At 69.5% G+C, this 15887-nt stretch carries 16 protein-coding genes; 9 read left to right on the plus strand and 7 right to left on the minus strand.

The annotated features are described in order from the left end of the window. Positions 1-26: 26 nt before the first annotated feature. A complete protein-coding gene (locus FB547_RS03870) occupies positions 27-1016 on the minus strand; it encodes a tripartite tricarboxylate transporter substrate binding protein (RefSeq protein WP_145739778.1) in 990 nt (329 codons plus the stop codon). Between the two features lie 100 nt (positions 1017-1116). Here FB547_RS03870 and FB547_RS03875 point away from each other — a divergent pair, with 100 nt between their 5' ends. After that, positions 1117-1956, plus strand: coding sequence for an IclR family transcriptional regulator (locus FB547_RS03875; protein ID WP_145739780.1), 840 nt, complete (start codon positions 1117-1119; stop codon positions 1954-1956). Between the two features lie 15 nt (positions 1957-1971). On the opposite strand, the gene rsmI is transcribed toward FB547_RS03875, so the two are convergent. Next, positions 1972-2922 (minus strand): 16S rRNA (cytidine(1402)-2'-O)-methyltransferase, encoded by a 951-nt coding sequence (rsmI, locus tag FB547_RS03880; RefSeq protein WP_145739782.1) that lies wholly within the window; start codon positions 2920-2922, stop codon positions 1972-1974. A 44-nt stretch (positions 2923-2966) separates the two neighbouring features. On the opposite strand from rsmI, the gene FB547_RS03885 reads away from it, so the two are divergent. From FB547_RS03885 to FB547_RS03895, 3 genes are all read left to right on the plus strand, one after another. Then, positions 2967-3338, plus strand: a complete 372-nt coding sequence (locus tag FB547_RS03885) for a YraN family protein (RefSeq protein ID WP_145739784.1) — start codon at positions 2967-2969, stop codon at positions 3336-3338. Positions 3339-3412: 74 nt separating this feature from the next. Beyond that, positions 3413-4057 carry an SIS domain-containing protein gene (locus FB547_RS03890; RefSeq protein WP_145739786.1) on the plus strand — a complete coding sequence of 215 codons (645 nt, stop codon included), beginning with the start codon at positions 3413-3415 and terminating at the stop codon, positions 4055-4057. Further along, on the plus strand, positions 4054-4812 hold the full coding sequence (locus FB547_RS03895) for a BON domain-containing protein (protein ID WP_145739788.1): 759 nt from the start codon (positions 4054-4056) through the stop codon (positions 4810-4812). Before FB547_RS03890 ends, FB547_RS03895 begins: the two co-directional genes overlap by 4 nt. A gap of 49 nt (positions 4813-4861) precedes the next feature. On the opposite strand, the gene FB547_RS03900 is transcribed toward FB547_RS03895, so the two are convergent. Genes FB547_RS03900 through FB547_RS03910 form a run of 3 tightly spaced genes read right to left on the minus strand, consistent with a single transcriptional unit; the run spans position 4862 to position 8019 of the window. After that, on the minus strand, positions 4862-5770 hold the full coding sequence (locus tag FB547_RS03900) for an NAD(P)-dependent oxidoreductase (protein ID WP_145739790.1): 909 nt from the start codon (positions 5768-5770) through the stop codon (positions 4862-4864). A 43-nt stretch (positions 5771-5813) separates the two neighbouring features. After that, positions 5814-6950: a PilT/PilU family type 4a pilus ATPase gene (locus tag FB547_RS03905; protein WP_124958857.1), complete on the minus strand. Its 1137-nt coding sequence runs from the start codon at positions 6948-6950 to the stop codon at positions 5814-5816. A gap of 25 nt (positions 6951-6975) precedes the next feature. Beyond that, positions 6976-8019 (minus strand): type IV pilus twitching motility protein PilT, encoded by a 1044-nt coding sequence (locus tag FB547_RS03910; RefSeq protein ID WP_145739792.1) that lies wholly within the window; start codon positions 8017-8019, stop codon positions 6976-6978. Positions 8020-8070: 51 nt separating this feature from the next. Between FB547_RS03910 and FB547_RS03915 the strand changes: the two genes are divergently transcribed. Next, the gene (locus FB547_RS03915) at positions 8071-8757 is read left to right on the plus strand and encodes a YggS family pyridoxal phosphate-dependent enzyme (RefSeq protein WP_145739794.1); all 687 of its coding nucleotides are present in this window, start codon (positions 8071-8073) and stop codon (positions 8755-8757) included. Here FB547_RS03915 and FB547_RS03920 read toward each other — a convergent pair. Further along, positions 8754-9227 (minus strand): Lrp/AsnC ligand binding domain-containing protein, encoded by a 474-nt coding sequence (locus FB547_RS03920; protein WP_145739796.1) that lies wholly within the window; start codon positions 9225-9227, stop codon positions 8754-8756. The two genes, FB547_RS03915 and FB547_RS03920, sit on opposite strands and share 4 nt — an antisense overlap. Positions 9228-9315: 88 nt before the next feature. Between FB547_RS03920 and FB547_RS03925 the strand changes: the two genes are divergently transcribed. Continuing rightward, positions 9316-12297, plus strand: coding sequence for an L-glutamate gamma-semialdehyde dehydrogenase (locus FB547_RS03925; protein ID WP_145739798.1), 2982 nt, complete (start codon positions 9316-9318; stop codon positions 12295-12297). 15 nt (positions 12298-12312) lie between these two features. Here the strand turns inward: FB547_RS03925 and FB547_RS03930 are convergent, their stop codons facing one another. Then, positions 12313-12774 carry a hypothetical protein gene (locus tag FB547_RS03930; protein WP_145739800.1) on the minus strand — a complete coding sequence of 154 codons (462 nt, stop codon included), beginning with the start codon at positions 12772-12774 and terminating at the stop codon, positions 12313-12315. Positions 12775-12976: 202 nt separating this feature from the next. Here FB547_RS03930 and FB547_RS03935 point away from each other — a divergent pair, with 202 nt between their 5' ends. From FB547_RS03935 to FB547_RS03945, 3 genes are all read left to right on the plus strand, one after another. After that, entirely contained in the window at positions 12977-14248 is a 1272-nt protein-coding gene (locus FB547_RS03935) for a Glu/Leu/Phe/Val family dehydrogenase (protein ID WP_145739802.1), read from the plus strand. Positions 14249-14367: 119 nt separating this feature from the next. After that, entirely contained in the window at positions 14368-15024 is a 657-nt protein-coding gene (locus FB547_RS03940; RefSeq protein ID WP_145739804.1) for a nucleoside/nucleotide kinase family protein, read from the plus strand. A gap of 83 nt (positions 15025-15107) precedes the next feature. Next, positions 15108-15800, plus strand: a complete 693-nt coding sequence (locus tag FB547_RS03945; RefSeq protein ID WP_145739806.1) for a DUF2242 domain-containing protein — start codon at positions 15108-15110, stop codon at positions 15798-15800. The last annotated feature ends 87 nt before the right edge of the window (positions 15801-15887 follow it).

Here is a 15887-nt window from a genome sequence, read left to right on the forward strand (position 1 = left end):
TGCTCCTGTGGGCTTTCTTGTCGTCGTCATTCGGCCTTGGCGCCGGACTCCTTCACCACTTCGCGCCAGCGCTTGATCTCGGCCGCGGCAAAGCTGCGCATCTGCTCGGGCGTGCCGGCTTCGGGCGATGCGGCCAGGTCCTGCAGGCGCTGCCGCACCTCGGGTGCGGCCAGCACCTTGCCGAGCGCGGCATTCAGGCGATCGATCACGGGGCGCGGCGTGCCAGCGGGGGCCGCCAGGCCGAACCAAGACTGCACGTCGAAGCCCGGATAGCCCGACTCGGCCAGCGTGGGCACGTCGGGCAGCAGCGGCGAGCGCCGGGCGCTGGTGATCGCGATGGCGCGCAGGCGCCCGCCCTGCACATGCGGAAGGGCCGAGGGCGTGTTGTCGAACATCGACTGCACCTGGCCGCCGAGCAGGTCGGTGACCGCGGGCGCGCTGCCGCGGTAGGGCACGTGCAGCATGTTGAGCTTCGCCTGCATCTTGAACATCTCGCCCGACAGGTGGATGGACGAGCCGCTGCCGGACGAGGCAAAGGTGATGCCCTCCTTCGACTCCTTGGCGAAGCGCACGTAGTCGGACACGCTCTTCACGGGCAGCGACGGATTCACCACGAGGATGTTGGGAATCTTGGCGATCAGGCCGATGGGCTCGAAGTCCTTGACCGGGTCGTAGCCCAGCTTGCCGTAGAGCGAGGCGTTGATGGTGTTCGCGATGGTGTAGACGTAGAGCGTGTAGCCGTCGGCCGGCGCGCGGGCCACGTACTCGGCGCCCACGTTGCTGTTGGCGCCCGTGCGGTTGTCCACCAGCATGGGCTGGCCGAGCTGCTCGCCCAGCTTGACGGCGACGAGGCGCGCGATCACGTCGGTGGCGCCGCCGGCGGCGTAGCCGACCACCAGCTTCACGGGCTTGGACGGCCAGGCGGCGGGCTGCGCCTGCAGGGGCAGCGCGGCGCAGCAGGCGAGGGCGGCGGCGAACGCCAGCCCATGCCGGCGAGGTGCGGAATACGAGGTCACTTCTTGTCTCCAGTTGGGTATGCAATGCCTGTCGCGGGCCGTGTCCTGCCGTGCTGCGGCACACTGCGCAATGGCTCCGTCGACCGAGAAATTCTTTCGTATGCCCTCCCGAACCGCGAACAAGAACGTCCATCAGCCGGACGTTTCAACCCGTGCCGCGGCCGCCCAGGCACCCGCTGCCGAGCCCGGCGACGACGCCGGCAGCCGCACGCTGCGGCGCGGCCTGCAGTTGCTGGACGCGGTGCTGGCGAGCGGCCGCGAAGGCCTGCGCGTGGTGGACCTGTGCCGCGCGGCGGGACTGGAGCGCGCCACGGTCCACCGCCTGCTGGCCACGCTGGTGGAGAGCGGCTATGCCGCGCAGCGCGGGCGCTTTCGCTACGTGGCGGGGCCGCGGCTCGCGGCCATGGCGCAGCCCGCCGGCATGCCCAACATGGCGGTGCGCCTGCGTCCGGTGCTCGAACGCGTGAGCGCGGCCTGCGGCGATGCGGCTTTCGCCATCGTGCGCGAAGGCCCGGCATCGCACTGCATCGCGCGCCATGTGGGCACGCATCCGGTACAGATCCTGGTGATCCAGGTGGGCACGCGCCAGCCGCTCGGCGTGGGCGCGGCGGGCCTGGCGCTGCTGTCGGCGTTGCCGGACGACGAGATGGCATCCGCCATTGCCGCCAATGCCCCCGTCCTCGGACGCTACGGCGGCATGACGGCCGAGCGCATGGCGCTGCTGGTGCGCGCGACACGCGAGCGCGGCTGGTCGGTCATCGGCAACCATGCGACCGATGGGGTGCTGGCCGTGGGGATGGCGGTGCGCAGCAGCGAAGGCGAGCCGGTGGCCGCGATCAGCGTGGCGTCGACGCTGGACCGCATGCCGCGCGAGCGCCAGCAGTTGATCGCGCGCTGGATGCGCGAGGCGCTGGCCGCGCTGCTGCCGGGCGGGCTGTAGGTCTGCAGGGTGCGGCTACGCGCCGCTCTCGTCTTCGTCGTTATTGCGAATGCGCAGCGCCGCGTCATACAGCGCATTGCGCGGTGCGCCGCTGATCTCGGCCGCAAGCCGCACCGCGGTCTTCACGGGCAGCTCGGCCAGCAGCAGGCGCAGCACGCGTTCGCCTTCGGCGCTGCCGTCGTCGGCGGCCGCGGCCAGCGGGTGCAGCACCAGCGCGAATTCGCCGCGCGTGCGGTCGCGGCCGGCCGCAAACCAGGCCGGCAGCCCGGCGGCGGCGACGGTCGCGATCTCCTCGAACTGCTTGGTGAGCTCGCGGCCGACGGTGAGGCGGCGCTCGCCCAGCGTCGCAAGTGCGCGCGCCACGGCCTCGATGCGGTGCGGCGCTTCCAGCAGCACCACCGCGCGCCGCTCCTGCGCGAGCGCCTGCACGGCCGCGTCGCGCTCGCCGGCCTTGGTCGGCAGGAAGCCCGCGAACACGAAGGCGCTGCTCTCGTCGCCCGCCGCCACGAGGCCGGCGGCGCCGACCAGCGTGGTGACGCTGCTCGCCCCCGGCAGCGGCAGCACGCGCAGGCCGGCAGCGCGCACGGCCGCGACCAGCCGCGCGCCCGGGTCGCTCACGCCCGGCGTGCCGGCGTCGCTCACGTAGGCGATGCGCTCGCCCTGCGCGAGCCGCGCGGCCACGGCCTGCGCGGCCTCGGCCTCGTTGTGCTGGTGCACGGCCAGCAGCTGGGCATTCGGCCGGTCGATGCCGTAGGCGCGCAGCAGGCTCTGCGTGTGGCGCGTGTCCTCGCAGGCGACGGCGTCGACCAGCTGCAGCACGTGCAGCGCGCGCAGCGTGATGTCGGCCAGGTTGCCGATGGGCGTGGCCACCACATACAGCGTACCCTGCGGATAATGCTGCCCACCCGCGGCGTCGCGCGCGGCTGCGAGGGCGGCGCCGAAGGCAGCGGGTACTAGTGAAGCCAAGGGGTTTCTCCGTAGGAACAAAAAGAAGCCGGCAGGGAGCCAGCATGAAGACCATCACGACCAAGCATCGCGGCGATGCGGCGGAAGACGCCGCGCTCGACCACCTCCAATGCGCCGGCCTGGCGCTGGTAGCGCGCAATTATCGAACGCCCGGGCGCGGCGGCGGCGAGATCGACCTGATCATGCGCGATCCGCGCGACGCCACGCTGGTGTTCGTGGAAGTGCGCCAGCGCAGCACGGGCACGCACGGCGGCGCCGGCGGCAGCATCACGGGTCTCAAGCAGCGGCGCATCGTGTTCGCGGCGCGCCACTACCTGAACGGCCTGCGCACGCTGCCGCCGTGCCGTTTCGACGTGGTGCTAGTCGAGGAGCGCATCACCTGGCTGCAGGGCGCGTTCGACGCGGGCGGGAACTGAAGCCGCGCCGCGCGCTCCACTCCACATCGAACGCAAACGTCTTGTTTCAACGCCCCCCGGTATCATCGCGCCCCATGCTCGAGCAACGGATTCAGCAACACTTCATCGACAGCGCCGACCTCAAGTACCAGGCCGGCCCCATCCTCAGCAAACCCATTTCGCAGGCCATGCAGGCGATCCTTGCGTGCGTGACCAGCGGCGGCAAGGTGCTGGCCTGCGGTGCGGGCGTCTCGGGCCTGCTGGCGGCGCAGTTCGCGGCGCACTTCGTCGGCCGCTTCGAGCGCGAGCGCCCCGAGCTGGGCGCCATCGCGCTGCCCGGCGACCCCAACGACCCGGCGGCCGACAGCGCCGCCGCCGTCGATGCCGACCGCTTCGCCCGCCAGGTGCGCGCGCTCGGCCAGGCCGGCGACGTGCTGCTGGCGCTCAGCGCCAGCGGGCAGTCGGCGGCCGTGCTGGCCGCGGTGCTGGCCGCGCACGAGCGCGACATGACGGTGGTCGCGCTGCTGGGCAACGCCAGTGCCGGCCAGCCGGCATCGCCCGGCGCGGGCAGCAGCGGCACCGGCGGCGCCATCGGCCGCGCGCTGCGCGAAACGGATGTCCAGATCGGCGTGTCGCACGAACGTGCGGCGCGTATCCACGAAGTCCACCTGCTCGCACTGCACTGCCTGTGCGACGGCGTGGATGCCCAGCTACTCGGAGAACAGGAAGCTTCCACATGACGACAACGACACCGTTCCAGCGCTTCGCCATTGCACTTGCCTCGGGAACCGTTCTGGTTGCCGGGCTTTCGGCCTGCGTGCCGCTCGTGGTCGGAGGGGCCGCCGCGGTGGGCGTGGGCATGGTGGCGACCGACCGCCGCAGCTCCGGCGCCCAGCTCGACGACCAGGGCATCGAGCTGCGCGCGGCCGCGCGCGTGCGCGAGATCGCCAACGACAACATGTACGTGAGCGTCACCAGCTACAACCGCCAGGTGCTGCTGACCGGCGCCGTGGGCAGCGATGCCGACCGTCGCCGCGTCGAGGACGTGGTGCAGCGCGTGGACAACGTGCGCTCGGTGGTCAACGAGCTCACCGTCGGCCAGTCCAGCACTTTCCAGGAACGCTCCAACGACCTGTTCATCAGCGGCAAGGTCAAGGCCTCGCTGCTCGACGCCAAGGACATCTTCGCCAATTCGTTCAAGGTGGTGACCGAGCGCGGCGTGGTCTACCTGATGGGCATCGCGACGCGCCGCGAGACCGACCGCGCGACCGAAATCGCACGCGGCATCTCGGGCGTGCAGAAGGTGGTGCGCGTGGTCGAGGTGGTGAGCGAGGCCGAGCTGGCCAGCCAGGCGCAGCGCGGCGGCACCGGATCGCCGCCGCCGGCACCGTCTTCGGCGCCCGGATCTTCTTCATCGTCGCGCGTGCCGCTGCCGCCGATGGAGCCGCTGCCGCCGGCCCAGCCCGGCGGCGCGACGACCACGCCGGTGCGCTGATCCGCTACGGCAAAAAAACAAAGCCCGCTTGCGCGGGCTTTTTCTTTTTTTACTTGAGCCGGATGATCAGGCTCGACGTGTCCCAGCGCCGGCCGCCGGCCTGCTGCACGTCGGCATAGAACTGGTCGACCAGCGCCGTCACGGGCAGGCGTGCGCCGTTGCGCTTGGCCTCGTCGAGCACCAGGCCCAGGTCCTTGCGCATCCAGTCGACGGCAAAGCCGTAGTCGAACTTGCCGTCGATCATGGTCTTGCCGCGGTTGTCCATCTGCCAGCTCTGGGCGGCGCCCTTGCCGATCACCTCGAGCACCAGCTTCATGTCGAGGCCGGCGCGCTGGCCGAAGGCAATGGCTTCGGAGAGGCCCTGCACCAGGCCCGCGATGGCGATCTGGTTCACCATTTTTGCCAGCTGGCCGGCGCCGCTTGCGCCCAGCAGCGTGACGGCGCGCGCGAAGGCGTCCATCACCGGCTTGACGCGTTCGAAGCTCGCCTTGTCGCCGCCGCACATCACGGTGAGCGCTCCGTTCTGCGCACCGGCCTGGCCGCCGGACACCGGCGCGTCGATGAACTGCAGCCCGGCTGCTGCCGCCGCGTTCGCGAGTTCGCGCGCCACGTCGGCCGAGGCGGTGGTGTGGTCGACCAGCACGCTGCCCTTCTTCATGCCCGCGAAGGCGCCGTTGGGCCCCAGCACCACGGCGCGCAGGTCGTCGTCGTTGCCCACGCAGCTGAAGACGATGTCGGCGCCCGCGGCCGCTTCGCGCGGGGTGGCGGCATGGCGGCCGGGCGCGCCGAATTCGGCGACCCAGGCCTCGGCCTTGGCCGGTGTGCGGTTGTAGACCGTGACCTTGTGGCCGGCCTTGGCCAGGTGCCCGGCCATCGGACCGCCCATGACGCCAAGGCCCAGGAAGGCCACCGTCTGGGAGGGGATGGATTCGTAGGTTCGGGGGTTGATGCTGCTCATGGGCGAGAGCTTAAAGCCAACGCGGCGCCCGCGTCACCTGCGTCTAAACAATCGCGAAATGCTCGGTGCCGGCGGAGAGATCCGTGCTGCGCGCGCGCTGGCTGTTGAGCTTGATCTGCAGCCGCAGGTCGTTGGCCGAGTCGGCGTTGCGGATGGCGTCCTCGAAGGTGATCGAGTGGCTCTCGAACAGGTCGAACAGCGCCTGGTCGAAGGTCTGCATGCCGAGGTTGCGGCTCTTCTTCATGATCTCCTTGATCTCGCCCACCTCGCCCTTGAAGATCAGGTCGGAGATGAGCGGCGTGTTCAGCAGCACTTCCACCGCCGCCACGCGGCCCTGGCCGTCCTCGGTGGGCACCAGGCGCTGCGAGATCAACGAGCGCAGGTTCAGCGACAGGTCCATCAGGAGCTGGGCGCGGCGTTCCTCGGGGAAGAAGTTGATGATCCGGTCCAGCGCCTGGTTGGCGCTGTTGGCGTGCAGCGTGGCCATGCACAGGTGGCCGGTCTCGGCAAAGGCCACGGCGTGCTCCATGGTCTCGCGGTCGCGGATTTCGCCCATCAGGATCACGTCGGGCGCCTGGCGCAGCGTGTTCTTGAGCGCGGCTTCCCAGCTGTCGGTGTCGATGCCCACTTCGCGCTGCGTGACCACGCAGTTCTTGTGCGGGTGCACGAACTCGACCGGGTCTTCCACCGTCACGATGTGGCCGTAGGAGTTTTCGTTGCGCCAGTCGATCATGGCCGCCAGCGTGGTCGACTTGCCCGAGCCCGTGGCGCCCACCAGGATGGTGAGGCCGCGCTTGGTCATCGACACGTCCTTCAGCACCTGCGGCATGCCCAGGCCGTCGATGGTCGGCAGCTTGGCCGGGATGGTCCGCAGCACCATGCCGACCTTGCCCTGCTGCACGAAGGCGTTCACGCGGAAGCGGCCGATGCCGGTGGGCGAGATCGCGAAGTTGCATTCCTTGGTGCGCTCGAACTCGGCCGTCTGGCGGTCGTTCATGACCGAGCGCGTGAGCGCCAGCGTGTGCTGCGCGCCCAGCGCCTGCTGCGACACCTTGGTGACCTTGCCGTCGACCTTGATCGCGGGCGGAAAGTCGGCGGTGATGAACAAGTCGCTGCCGTTGCGGCTCACCATGAGCTTGAGCAGGTCGTTGATGAACTGGCTGGCTTGATCGCGTTCCATGTGTCGGTACTCCGAAGGGCTGGGATCAGCCTGGGAAATTCTCGGGGATCTTGGCCTTGCCGCGCGCCTCGGCGGCCGAAATGGCATTGCGGCGAACGAGGTCGGTCAGGTTCTGGTCCAGCGTCTGCATGCCCGAGCCCTGGCCGGTCTGGATGGCCGAATACATCTGCGCCACCTTGGCCTCGCGGATCAGGTTGCGGATGGCCGGCGTGCCCAGCATGATCTCGTGCGCCGCCACGCGGCCCTGGCCGTCCTTGGTCTTGCACAGCGTCTGCGAGATCACGGCCTGCAGCGACTCCGACAGCATGGCGCGGATCATTTCCTTTTCCTCGCCCGGGAACACGTCGATGATCCGGTCGATGGTCTTGGCGGCCGACGAGGTGTGCAGCGTGCCGAACACCAGGTGGCCCGTCTCGGCCGCGGTCATGGCCAGGCGGATGGTTTCCAGGTCGCGCAGCTCGCCCACCAGGATGGCGTCCGGGTCTTCGCGCAGCGCCGAGCGCAGCGCGTTGGAGAAGCTGAGCGTCATTGGCCCGACCTCGCGCTGGTTGATCAGGCACTTCTTGGATTCGTGCACGAATTCGATCGGGTCTTCCACTGTGAGGATGTGGCCGTACTCGTTTTCGTTGAGGAAGTTGACCATCGCGGCCAGCGTGGTCGACTTGCCCGAACCGGTGGGCCCGGTCACCAGCACCAGCCCGCGCGGCTTGAGCGCCAGTTCCGCGAAAATCTTGGGCGCGTTGAGCTGCTCCAGCGTGAGGATCTTCGAAGGAATGGTCCGGAACACCGCCGCCGCGCCGCGCGCCTGGTTGAACGCATTCACGCGGAAGCGCGCGAGGCCGTCGATCTCGAACGAGAAATCGACCTCCAGGAACTCTTCGTAGTGCTTGCGGTGCGTGTCGCTCATGATGTCGTACACCATGGCGTGCACCGACTTGTGGTCGAGCGCATCGACATTGATGCGCCGCACGTCGCCGTGGACGCGGATCATCGGCGGCAGGCCGGCCGACAGATGCAGGTCGGAGGCTTTGTTCTTGACGCTGAATGCCAGCAGTTGGGTAATGTCCACGGGGCTCCTCGGCTCGAGTTCGGTGACGTTTTGATACGATTTTGGAAGATTATGACGATGATTGGCGACGACCTCCAGCAAGTAAAGGACCGGATCGCAAAGGCCTGCGCCGAGCATGGGCGCAACCCGGCCGAAGTCCGGCTGCTGGCGGTGTCCAAGACCTTCGGTCCGGAGGCCGTGCGCGAGGCGTATGCGGCGGGTCAGCGGGCCTTCGGCGAGAACTATGTGCAGGAGGGGCTGGACAAGATCGCCGCGCTGTCGGAGCTGCGCGCGGAACTCGAATGGCACTGCATCGGCCCTCTGCAGAGCAACAAGACGCGGCCCGTGGCCGAGCATTTCGACTGGGTGCACGGCATCGACCGGCTCAAGATCGCCGAGCGTCTTTCGGCGCAGCGGCCGGCGCATCTGCCGCCGCTCCAGGTGTGCCTGCAGGTCAACGTGGACGGCGGCGCCAACAAGTCCGGCGTGCCTCCGGAAGAGGCGCTGCCGCTCGCGCGCGCTGTGGCGGCGTTGCCACATCTGCGGCTGCGCGGGCTCATGGCCATTCCCGAACCGGTGCCGGATTTCGCGGCGCAGCGCGAACTGTGCCTGCGCGCCCGCGCCGTGTACGACGCGATCCGCGCCGCCGGCATCGAACTCGATACGCTCTCGCTGGGCATGAGCGCGGACCTCGAGGCGGCCGTCAGCGCCGGCAGCACGATGGTGCGCATCGGCACCGCGATCTTCGGCCGCCGCTAGATGCCCAGCGGCAGCCGCGCGCTGCTCTTGATTTCTTCCATCACCGCGTAGGTCCGCGTCTCCCGCACGCCCGGCAGTTGCCACAGCACCGTGCCGGCGAACTCGCGGTAGGCCGCCATGTCGGCCATGCGGGTCTTGAGCAGGTAGTCGAAGCCGCCCGCGACCATGTGGCATTCCATGATCTCGTCGCGCACCTGCACGGCCGCCTTGAACTGTTCGAACACGTTGGGCGTGGTGCGGTCGAGCAGGATCTCGACGAACACCGTGAGGCCGCGCCCGAGCTTGTGCGGATCGAGCCGCGCCTCGTAGCCCTGGATGAAACCGTCGCGCGTGAGCCGCTGCACCCGCGCCAGCACGGCAGTGGGTGATAGCGCCACCATCTCGGCCAGCTTGAGGTTGGTGATGCGGCCGTCTTCCTGAAGAATCTTCAGCAGCCGGAGATCGATGCGATCCAGGTCCAGGTCGAGCATTGGTGAATTATCCGGTCGAGTCCATATTTTTTGGCAAAAGATTCGGTCTATATCCAAAGACCATAGGGGATAGAACCAAGGAACTGCCATGCACCTGCCCATCCCTTACCGCCCTGAAGCCGATGTCGTCTCGCACCGGCTCGCCTCGCTCGAAGGCGCGCTCGACTGGAGCGCCGCAGCCGCCGCCGCCACGCCCTGGGTGGAGGCGGTGCGCCGCCATCCGCCGCCGTTCTGGGCCATGGAAAGCCTGCTGCGCGAGTACCCGATCTCCAGCGCCGAGGGCCTTGCGCTGATGCGCCTGGCCGAGGCGCTGCTGCGCGTGCCCGACGCCGCCACGGCCATCGCGCTCACGGCCGACCAGCTGGGCCGGGCCGATTTCGAGGGCACGGCCGATTCCACGCTGTCGCGGCTGTCGTCCGCCGCGATCGCGATGTCGAAGAAATTCCTGCCCGAAGGCGACCACCCGCCCGGCCTCATGGCCAAGCTCGGCGCGCGCACGGTGGTGGCCGCCACGCTGCGCGCGGTGCAATTGCTGGGGCGCCAGTTCGTGCTGGGCCAGACCATCGCCGAAGCCATGGACGAGGCCCGCTCGGCGCACCGCCGGCAGGGCGCGCTACGCTTCAGCTACGACATGCTCGGCGAGGGCGCGCGCACCGACGCCGATGCGCTGCGCTACCTCGACAGCTACACGCAGGCCATCGGCGCCATTGCGGCCGGTGCCGATGCGGCGCGCGGGCCCGAGCACAACGACGGCATCTCCATCAAGCTCAGCGCGCTGCATCCGCGCTATGAAGACGCACAGCGCGAGCGCGTGCTGCGCGAACTGGTGCCGCGCGTGTGGCGGCTGTGCGAGCTCGCAGCCGATGCCAATCTCAACCTCACCATCGATGCGGAAGAGGTCGACCGGCTCGAGCTTTCGCTCGATGTGTTCGAGGCGCTGGCCGCGCGCGTGGCCGCCGAGCGGCCGCAATGGCGCGGCTTCGGCCTGGCGCTGCAGGCCTACCAGACGCGCGCGCTGGAACTCATCGCGCACGTTACGGCGGTGGCGCGCCGGCACAAGCTGCGGCTGATGTGCCGGCTCGTGAAGGGCGCCTACTGGGACGCCGAGATCAAGCGCGCCCAGGAGCTCGGCCTGCCGCACTACCCGGTCTTCACGCACAAGCACCACAGCGACGTCAGCTACCTGGCCTGCGCGCGTGCGCTGCTGTCGGCACCCGATGCGGTCTATCCGCAGTTCGCCACCCACAACGCGGGCACCATCGCGGCCATCCTGCAGATGGCCGAGGCCGCCCAGGCGCCTTTCGAGCTGCAGCGCCTGCATGGCATGGGCGAGGGCGTCTACCGCGAGGTGATGAAGAGCACCACAGCGCCGGTACGCGTATATGCGCCGGTGGGCCAGCACAAGGACCTGCTCGCCTACCTCGTGCGGCGCCTGCTGGAAAACGGCGCCAATTCGTCCTTCGTGAACCAGCTTGGCGACGAGCAGGTGAACATCGGCGAACTGCTGATGTCGCCGCTCTGGCTGGAGCCATCGAACCCCGCCTTGCCGCTGCCGCCGGCGCTCTACGGTCCGGCGCCGGCACGGCGCAACAGCGAAGGCGTGGACCTTGCCGTCGAGCCGATGCGCGCGCCGCTGCTGGCGGCGCTGGAGACCACCGCGGTGCCTGCTGTCGAACTGTTCGATGTTGCGAGCGCGCCCAAGGCCGTTGCCGCCAGCGCCGCCGCTTTCCGCAGCTGGCGCAAGACGCCGGTCGAGACGCGCGCCGCCATGCTGCGCCAGGCCGCCGACGCGCTGCAGCGCGAGCTGCCGCGCTTCTGCGCGCTGCTGGTCAAGGAAGCCTTCAAGACCTGGGGCGACGCGGTGGCCGAAGTGCGCGAAGCCGTCGACTTCCTGCGCTACTACGCCGACGAGGCCGAACGCATCATGCAGCCGGTGGCGCTGCCCGGCCCCACGGGCGAGAGCAACGAACTGCGGCTCACGGCGCGCGGCCCCTGGGTGTGCATCAGCCCGTGGAATTTTCCGCTCGCGATCTTCGCGGGGCAGGTGGCGGCCGCGCTTGCCACCGGCAACACGGTGCTGGCCAAGCCGGCCGAGCAGACGCCGGCCGTCGCGCTCGAAGCCGTGAAGCTGCTGCACGCAGCCGGCGTGCCGGCCGATGCGCTGCAGCTGCTGCACGGCCCCGGCGAAACGGTGGGCGCCGCGCTGGTGGCGGCGCCGGGCGTGGCGGGCGTGGTGTTCACTGGCTCGACCCAGGTGGCGCGCATCATCCACCGCGCGCTCGCGGCCAAGGAGGGCCCGATCGTGCCGCTGATCGCAGAGACCGGCGGCATCAACGCGATGCTGGTCGATTCGAGCGCGCTGCCCGAGCAGGTGGTCGACGCCGTGGTGCAGAGCGCGTTCCGTTCGGCCGGCCAGCGCTGCTCGGCGCTGCGCCTCCTGGTGCTGCACGAGGGCATCGCCGACGCGGTGATCGAGATGATCCGCGGCGCGGCCGCGGAGCTGGCCGCCGGCGACCCGGCGCTGCTTTCGACCGACGTGGGGCCGGTGATCGACGGCGAGGCGGCCGACAACATCCGGCGCCATCTGAAGCGCCTGGATTCGGAAGCGAAGCGCCTGCTCGCGCCGGCTTCTTCTTCTTCTTCTTCAGCCGAAGGCAACATGATCGCGCCGCAGGCCTACGAGGTGCCCTCCATCGACAGCGTGACCAGCGAGATCTTCGGGCCGGTGCTGCAGATCGCGCGCTGGGGCACGGGCGAGCTGAGCGATCCCGCCGAGGTGATCGATCGCATCAACGCGCTCGGCTACGGCCTCACGCTCGGCATCCAGACGCGCATCGACTCTCGCGCGCAGGCGCTCGCGGCGCGTGCGCACGTGGGCAACATCTACGTGAACCGCAACATCATCGGCGCGGTGGTCGGCGTGCAGCCCTTCGGCGGCGAGGGTCTGAGCGGCACCGGGCCCAAGGCCGGCGGGCCGCACTACCTGTACCGCTTCTGTGCCGAGCAGACGGTCACGGTCAATACCACGGCGGCCGGCGGCAACGCGGCGCTGCTGAGCGCGGTGGCCTGAGGCCGCCGTTCGTCCTCAGCGCAGGGGATTGCCGTCTTCTTCGGCGCGTGCGGACGATGACCGGCTGTTGAACTGGTCGATCAGCGCGCCGTAGGCCGGGCTGGTGCGCAGCCGCGCATATTCGGCGGCGGCCTGCCGGTAGGCGGGGCTCGACGGATCGGCGCCCGCTTCGCCGTACTGCCGCGCGGCCAGGCCGGAGCGGATCCAGAGCTGCGTGTCCGCGGCCACGGCCGCGCGGCTGTTTGCCGACACGCGCGGCTCGGGCTGCGGCGAGCCTTCGGCATAGCCTTGCGCGGGCGCGCCCGCGAGCCACTGCCGGGCGTCGGCCGAGACGGCGGCGCGCGTGGTGGACGAGCTGAACGGCACGGGCCGCGGATCGCCCTCCGCATAGTTGCCGGCCAGGCTCGGCGCGGAGGCCAGGCCCAGCAGCGACGAGACGGCGGCGGCGGCCAGGAGGCGGGTGCAGGAGCGGGTCATGGAATGGGTCCTTTCGATCGGTGGTTGGTGGCCCCCCACTCTAGAAACCGCAGTTCGAGTGCCGATGACCCGGCGATGACCGTTTTGTCATGTTCGGCCAAACCTCTCTTGCATAACCGTCATCGCGGCGCGCATAAGACATGGCGCGGCGGGCGCGAGAGGTCTATCGTTGCGGCCATCCATTCCAACCAAGGGATCTCCCATGAGTGAAAAGCTCTCCTTCGTCAATCCGACCGCCAACAGCCCCTGGGGCACCTACCTCTCGCAGGTCGACCGCGTGGTGCCGTACCTCGGCCCGCTGGCCCGCTGGGTCGAGACGCTCAAGCGCCCCAAGCGCGCGCTGATCGTGGACGTGCCGATCGAAATGGACGACGGCACCATCGCCCACTTCGAGGGCTACCGCGTGCAGCACAACATGAGCCGCGGCCCGGGCAAGGGCGGCGTGCGCTTCCACCCCGACGTCACGCTCGAAGAAGTGATGGCGCTGTCGGCCTGGATGACCATCAAGACGGCCGCCGTCAACCTGCCGTACGGCGGCGCCAAGGGCGGCATCCGCGTCGATCCGAAGAAGCTCTCGCTGCAGGAGCTCGAGAAGGTCACGCGCCGCTACACCAGCGAGATCGGCATCATCATCGGCCCGCACACCGACATTCCCGCGCCCGACGTCAACACCAACGCGCAGATCATGGCGTGGATGATGGACACCTACTCGATGAACGTCGGCGGCACCGCCACCGGCGTGGTCACGGGCAAGCCGCTGCACCTGGGCGGCTCGCTGGGCCGCGTCAAGGCCACCGGCCGCGGCGTGTTCGTCACCGGCCGCGAAGCGGCGCGCCGCCTCGGCATGGACCTGCGCGGCGCGCGCATCGCGGTGCAGGGCTTCGGCAACGTGGGCTCGGTCGCGGCCGAGCTCTTTGCCGAAGCGGGCGCCAGGATCGTCGCGGTGCAGGACCACACCGGCACCATCGTCAACACCAACGGCCTCGACCTCGCGACGCTGATTCCGGTGGCCAACAAGGAAGGCGTCGTCGCCTTCAAGGGCGGCGAGGTGGTGCCCAACGAAGCCTTCTGGGAGGTGGCCTGCGACATCCTGATTCCCGCCGCGCTCGAAGGCCAGATCACCGCCGAGCGCGCGCAGAAGACCAGTGCCAAGCTGGTGCTCGAAGGCGCCAACGGCCCCACGGTGCCCACGGCCGACGACATCCTGGCCGAGCGCGGCGTGCTGGTGGTGCCCGACGTGATCTGCAACGCCGGCGGCGTGACGGTCTCGTACTTCGAATGGGTGCAGGACTTCTCGTCCTTCTTCTGGGACGAGGACGAAATCAACGTGCGCCTCGACCGCATCATGATGAAGGCGCTCAACCAGATCTGGGACACGGCCGACAGGCACAAGATCACGCTGCGCACCGCGACGTATGCGGTGGCCTGCGAGCGCATCCTGATGGCCCGCCAGGAACGCGGTTTGTATCCCTGACCCTCCCCCGAAGCGGCTCACTTCGTGTAGCCGCCTTCCCCTCAAGGGGGCAACACCTGCGGTCCGGCAAAGCCGGTTCCGCGGTGTTCCTGGAACGGGCCTTTGATACCCTTGGCGGCATGACAGCTGCTCTTTCGCCAAGTGACCTTCCTGCTCTTCCCGCCGACGCCCTTGCCCGCCTGCAGGCGCTGATGGCCGACGGGCGGCGCAAGCTGCTGGGGCTGGTCGGTGCGCCCGGCGCGGGCAAGTCCACGCTCGCGCTGGCGCTGCTGCGGGCCGTGGGTGCCGGGCGCGCGCAGGTCGTGCCGATGGACGGCTTCCACCTGGCCAACGTCGAGCTGCAACGGCTCGGACGCGCGGGCCGCAAGGGCGCCCCGGACACCTTCGACAGCGCCGGCTATGTGGCGCTGCTGCGGCGGCTGCGCACGCAGGGGCCGGACGACCCGATCGTCTATGCGCCCGAATTCCGCCGCGAGATCGAGGAGCCCATCGCCGGCGCGATCGCGGTGCTGCCGCAGACCCAATTGGTCATCACCGAAGGCAACTACCTGCTGCACGACGCCGGCCCGTGGGCCGGCGCGGCGGCCATTCTCGACGAGGCCTGGTACGTCGACATCGACGACGCCGTGCGCGAAGAGCGCCTGCTGAAGCGCCACCAGCAATTCGGCCGCAGCGCCGAGGCCGCGCGCGACTGGGTGGACGCCACCGATGCGCCCAACGCACGCCTGATTGCCGCCACCCGCGGGCGCGCGCACCACCTGCTGCGCTGGTCCTGAAAATTCGCGGCGGCGGGGAACACCCGCGCCCGGGCATGCTCGAAGCTTCGCCGGCGCACACGCCGGTTAGGATTCGCCGCTCCATGACCATGCCCCGTCCTTCCTCCTTCGCCTTTTCTCCCGCCTTTTCCGTCCTCCGTACGCCTCTCCTGGTCCTCGGCCTCGCGTCCCTGCTGGTGCTTGCCGGCTGCGGCAGCAATGGCACGCGCCGTGTGTCGTACGAGACCGAGGAGTTCGACTCCACCACCACCCATACGCGCACCTACGCCGCCACCGAAGCCCAGACCTGCGAGGCCGCGCGCCGCGCGCTGCTGAGCCAGGGCTACATGATCAGCGCGGCCAACGCCGACCTGGTGACGGGGCGCAAGAGCTTCCAGCCGGCGTCCGAGGTGCATGTGGAGGTCGAGTTCCGCGTGGTGTGCGCGCGCGAGGGCGGCAAGGCCGGCAAGCGCAGCACCGTGGCCTTCGCGACCGCGCTGCAGGACCGCTACGGCATCAAGAAGGTCAACAGCTCGGCCAGCGTGGGCGTGGGCGCCTTCGGTTCGCTCTCGCTGCCCTTTGCCGGCAGCGACGACGCGATGATCAAGGTGGCCAGCGAAACGCTCACCGACGAGCTGTTCTACGACCGCTTCTTCGCGCTGCTCGACCGCTTCCTCGAAGGCCAGGGCGGCGAAGAGCCCGATGTGCCGAGCGTGGCGCCTGAAATGCCACGACCCTCTGCGCCACCGGCGCCAGCCCTCACCTTTCCCGTGAAGCCAGTGCCGAACCCGGGTTGAGCCGCCGTGCTGGCGGATCGCCAAATCGTAAGACGTGTCTTATGATCTGGCATGGCTTCCAAAATCGATTCCCCCGACGCGGCGCAG

Origin of the sequence: Variovorax beijingensis (assembly GCF_007828835.1) — a bacterium.
In the GTDB taxonomy this organism is placed as follows: Bacteria; Pseudomonadota; Gammaproteobacteria; order Burkholderiales; family Burkholderiaceae_C; genus Variovorax; species Variovorax beijingensis_A.

What these genes read in the sequence shown, in the direction of transcription:
- FB547_RS03945 (WP_145739806.1), top strand. Translation starts at nt 15,108, where the DNA reads ATGACCATGCCCCGTCCTTCCTCCTTCGCCTTTTCTCCCGCCTTTTCC.
- FB547_RS03925 (WP_145739798.1), top strand. Translation starts at nt 9,316, where the DNA reads ATGCACCTGCCCATCCCTTACCGCCCTGAAGCCGATGTCGTCTCGCAC.
- FB547_RS03890 (WP_145739786.1), top strand. Translation starts at nt 3,413, where the DNA reads ATGCTCGAGCAACGGATTCAGCAACACTTCATCGACAGCGCCGACCTC.
- FB547_RS03875 (WP_145739780.1), top strand. Translation starts at nt 1,117, where the DNA reads ATGCCCTCCCGAACCGCGAACAAGAACGTCCATCAGCCGGACGTTTCA.
- FB547_RS03920 (WP_145739796.1), bottom strand. Translation starts at nt 9,227, where the DNA reads ATGCTCGACCTGGACCTGGATCGCATCGATCTCCGGCTGCTGAAGATT.
- FB547_RS03885 (WP_145739784.1), top strand. Translation starts at nt 2,967, where the DNA reads ATGAAGACCATCACGACCAAGCATCGCGGCGATGCGGCGGAAGACGCC.
- FB547_RS03915 (WP_145739794.1), top strand. Translation starts at nt 8,071, where the DNA reads ATGACGATGATTGGCGACGACCTCCAGCAAGTAAAGGACCGGATCGCA.
- FB547_RS03900 (WP_145739790.1), bottom strand. Translation starts at nt 5,770, where the DNA reads ATGAGCAGCATCAACCCCCGAACCTACGAATCCATCCCCTCCCAGACG.
- FB547_RS03905 (WP_124958857.1), bottom strand. Translation starts at nt 6,950, where the DNA reads ATGGAACGCGATCAAGCCAGCCAGTTCATCAACGACCTGCTCAAGCTC.
- FB547_RS03930 (WP_145739800.1), bottom strand. Translation starts at nt 12,774, where the DNA reads ATGACCCGCTCCTGCACCCGCCTCCTGGCCGCCGCCGCCGTCTCGTCG.
- FB547_RS03935 (WP_145739802.1), top strand. Translation starts at nt 12,977, where the DNA reads ATGAGTGAAAAGCTCTCCTTCGTCAATCCGACCGCCAACAGCCCCTGG.
- FB547_RS03895 (WP_145739788.1), top strand. Translation starts at nt 4,054, where the DNA reads ATGACGACAACGACACCGTTCCAGCGCTTCGCCATTGCACTTGCCTCG.
- FB547_RS03940 (WP_145739804.1), top strand. Translation starts at nt 14,368, where the DNA reads ATGACAGCTGCTCTTTCGCCAAGTGACCTTCCTGCTCTTCCCGCCGAC.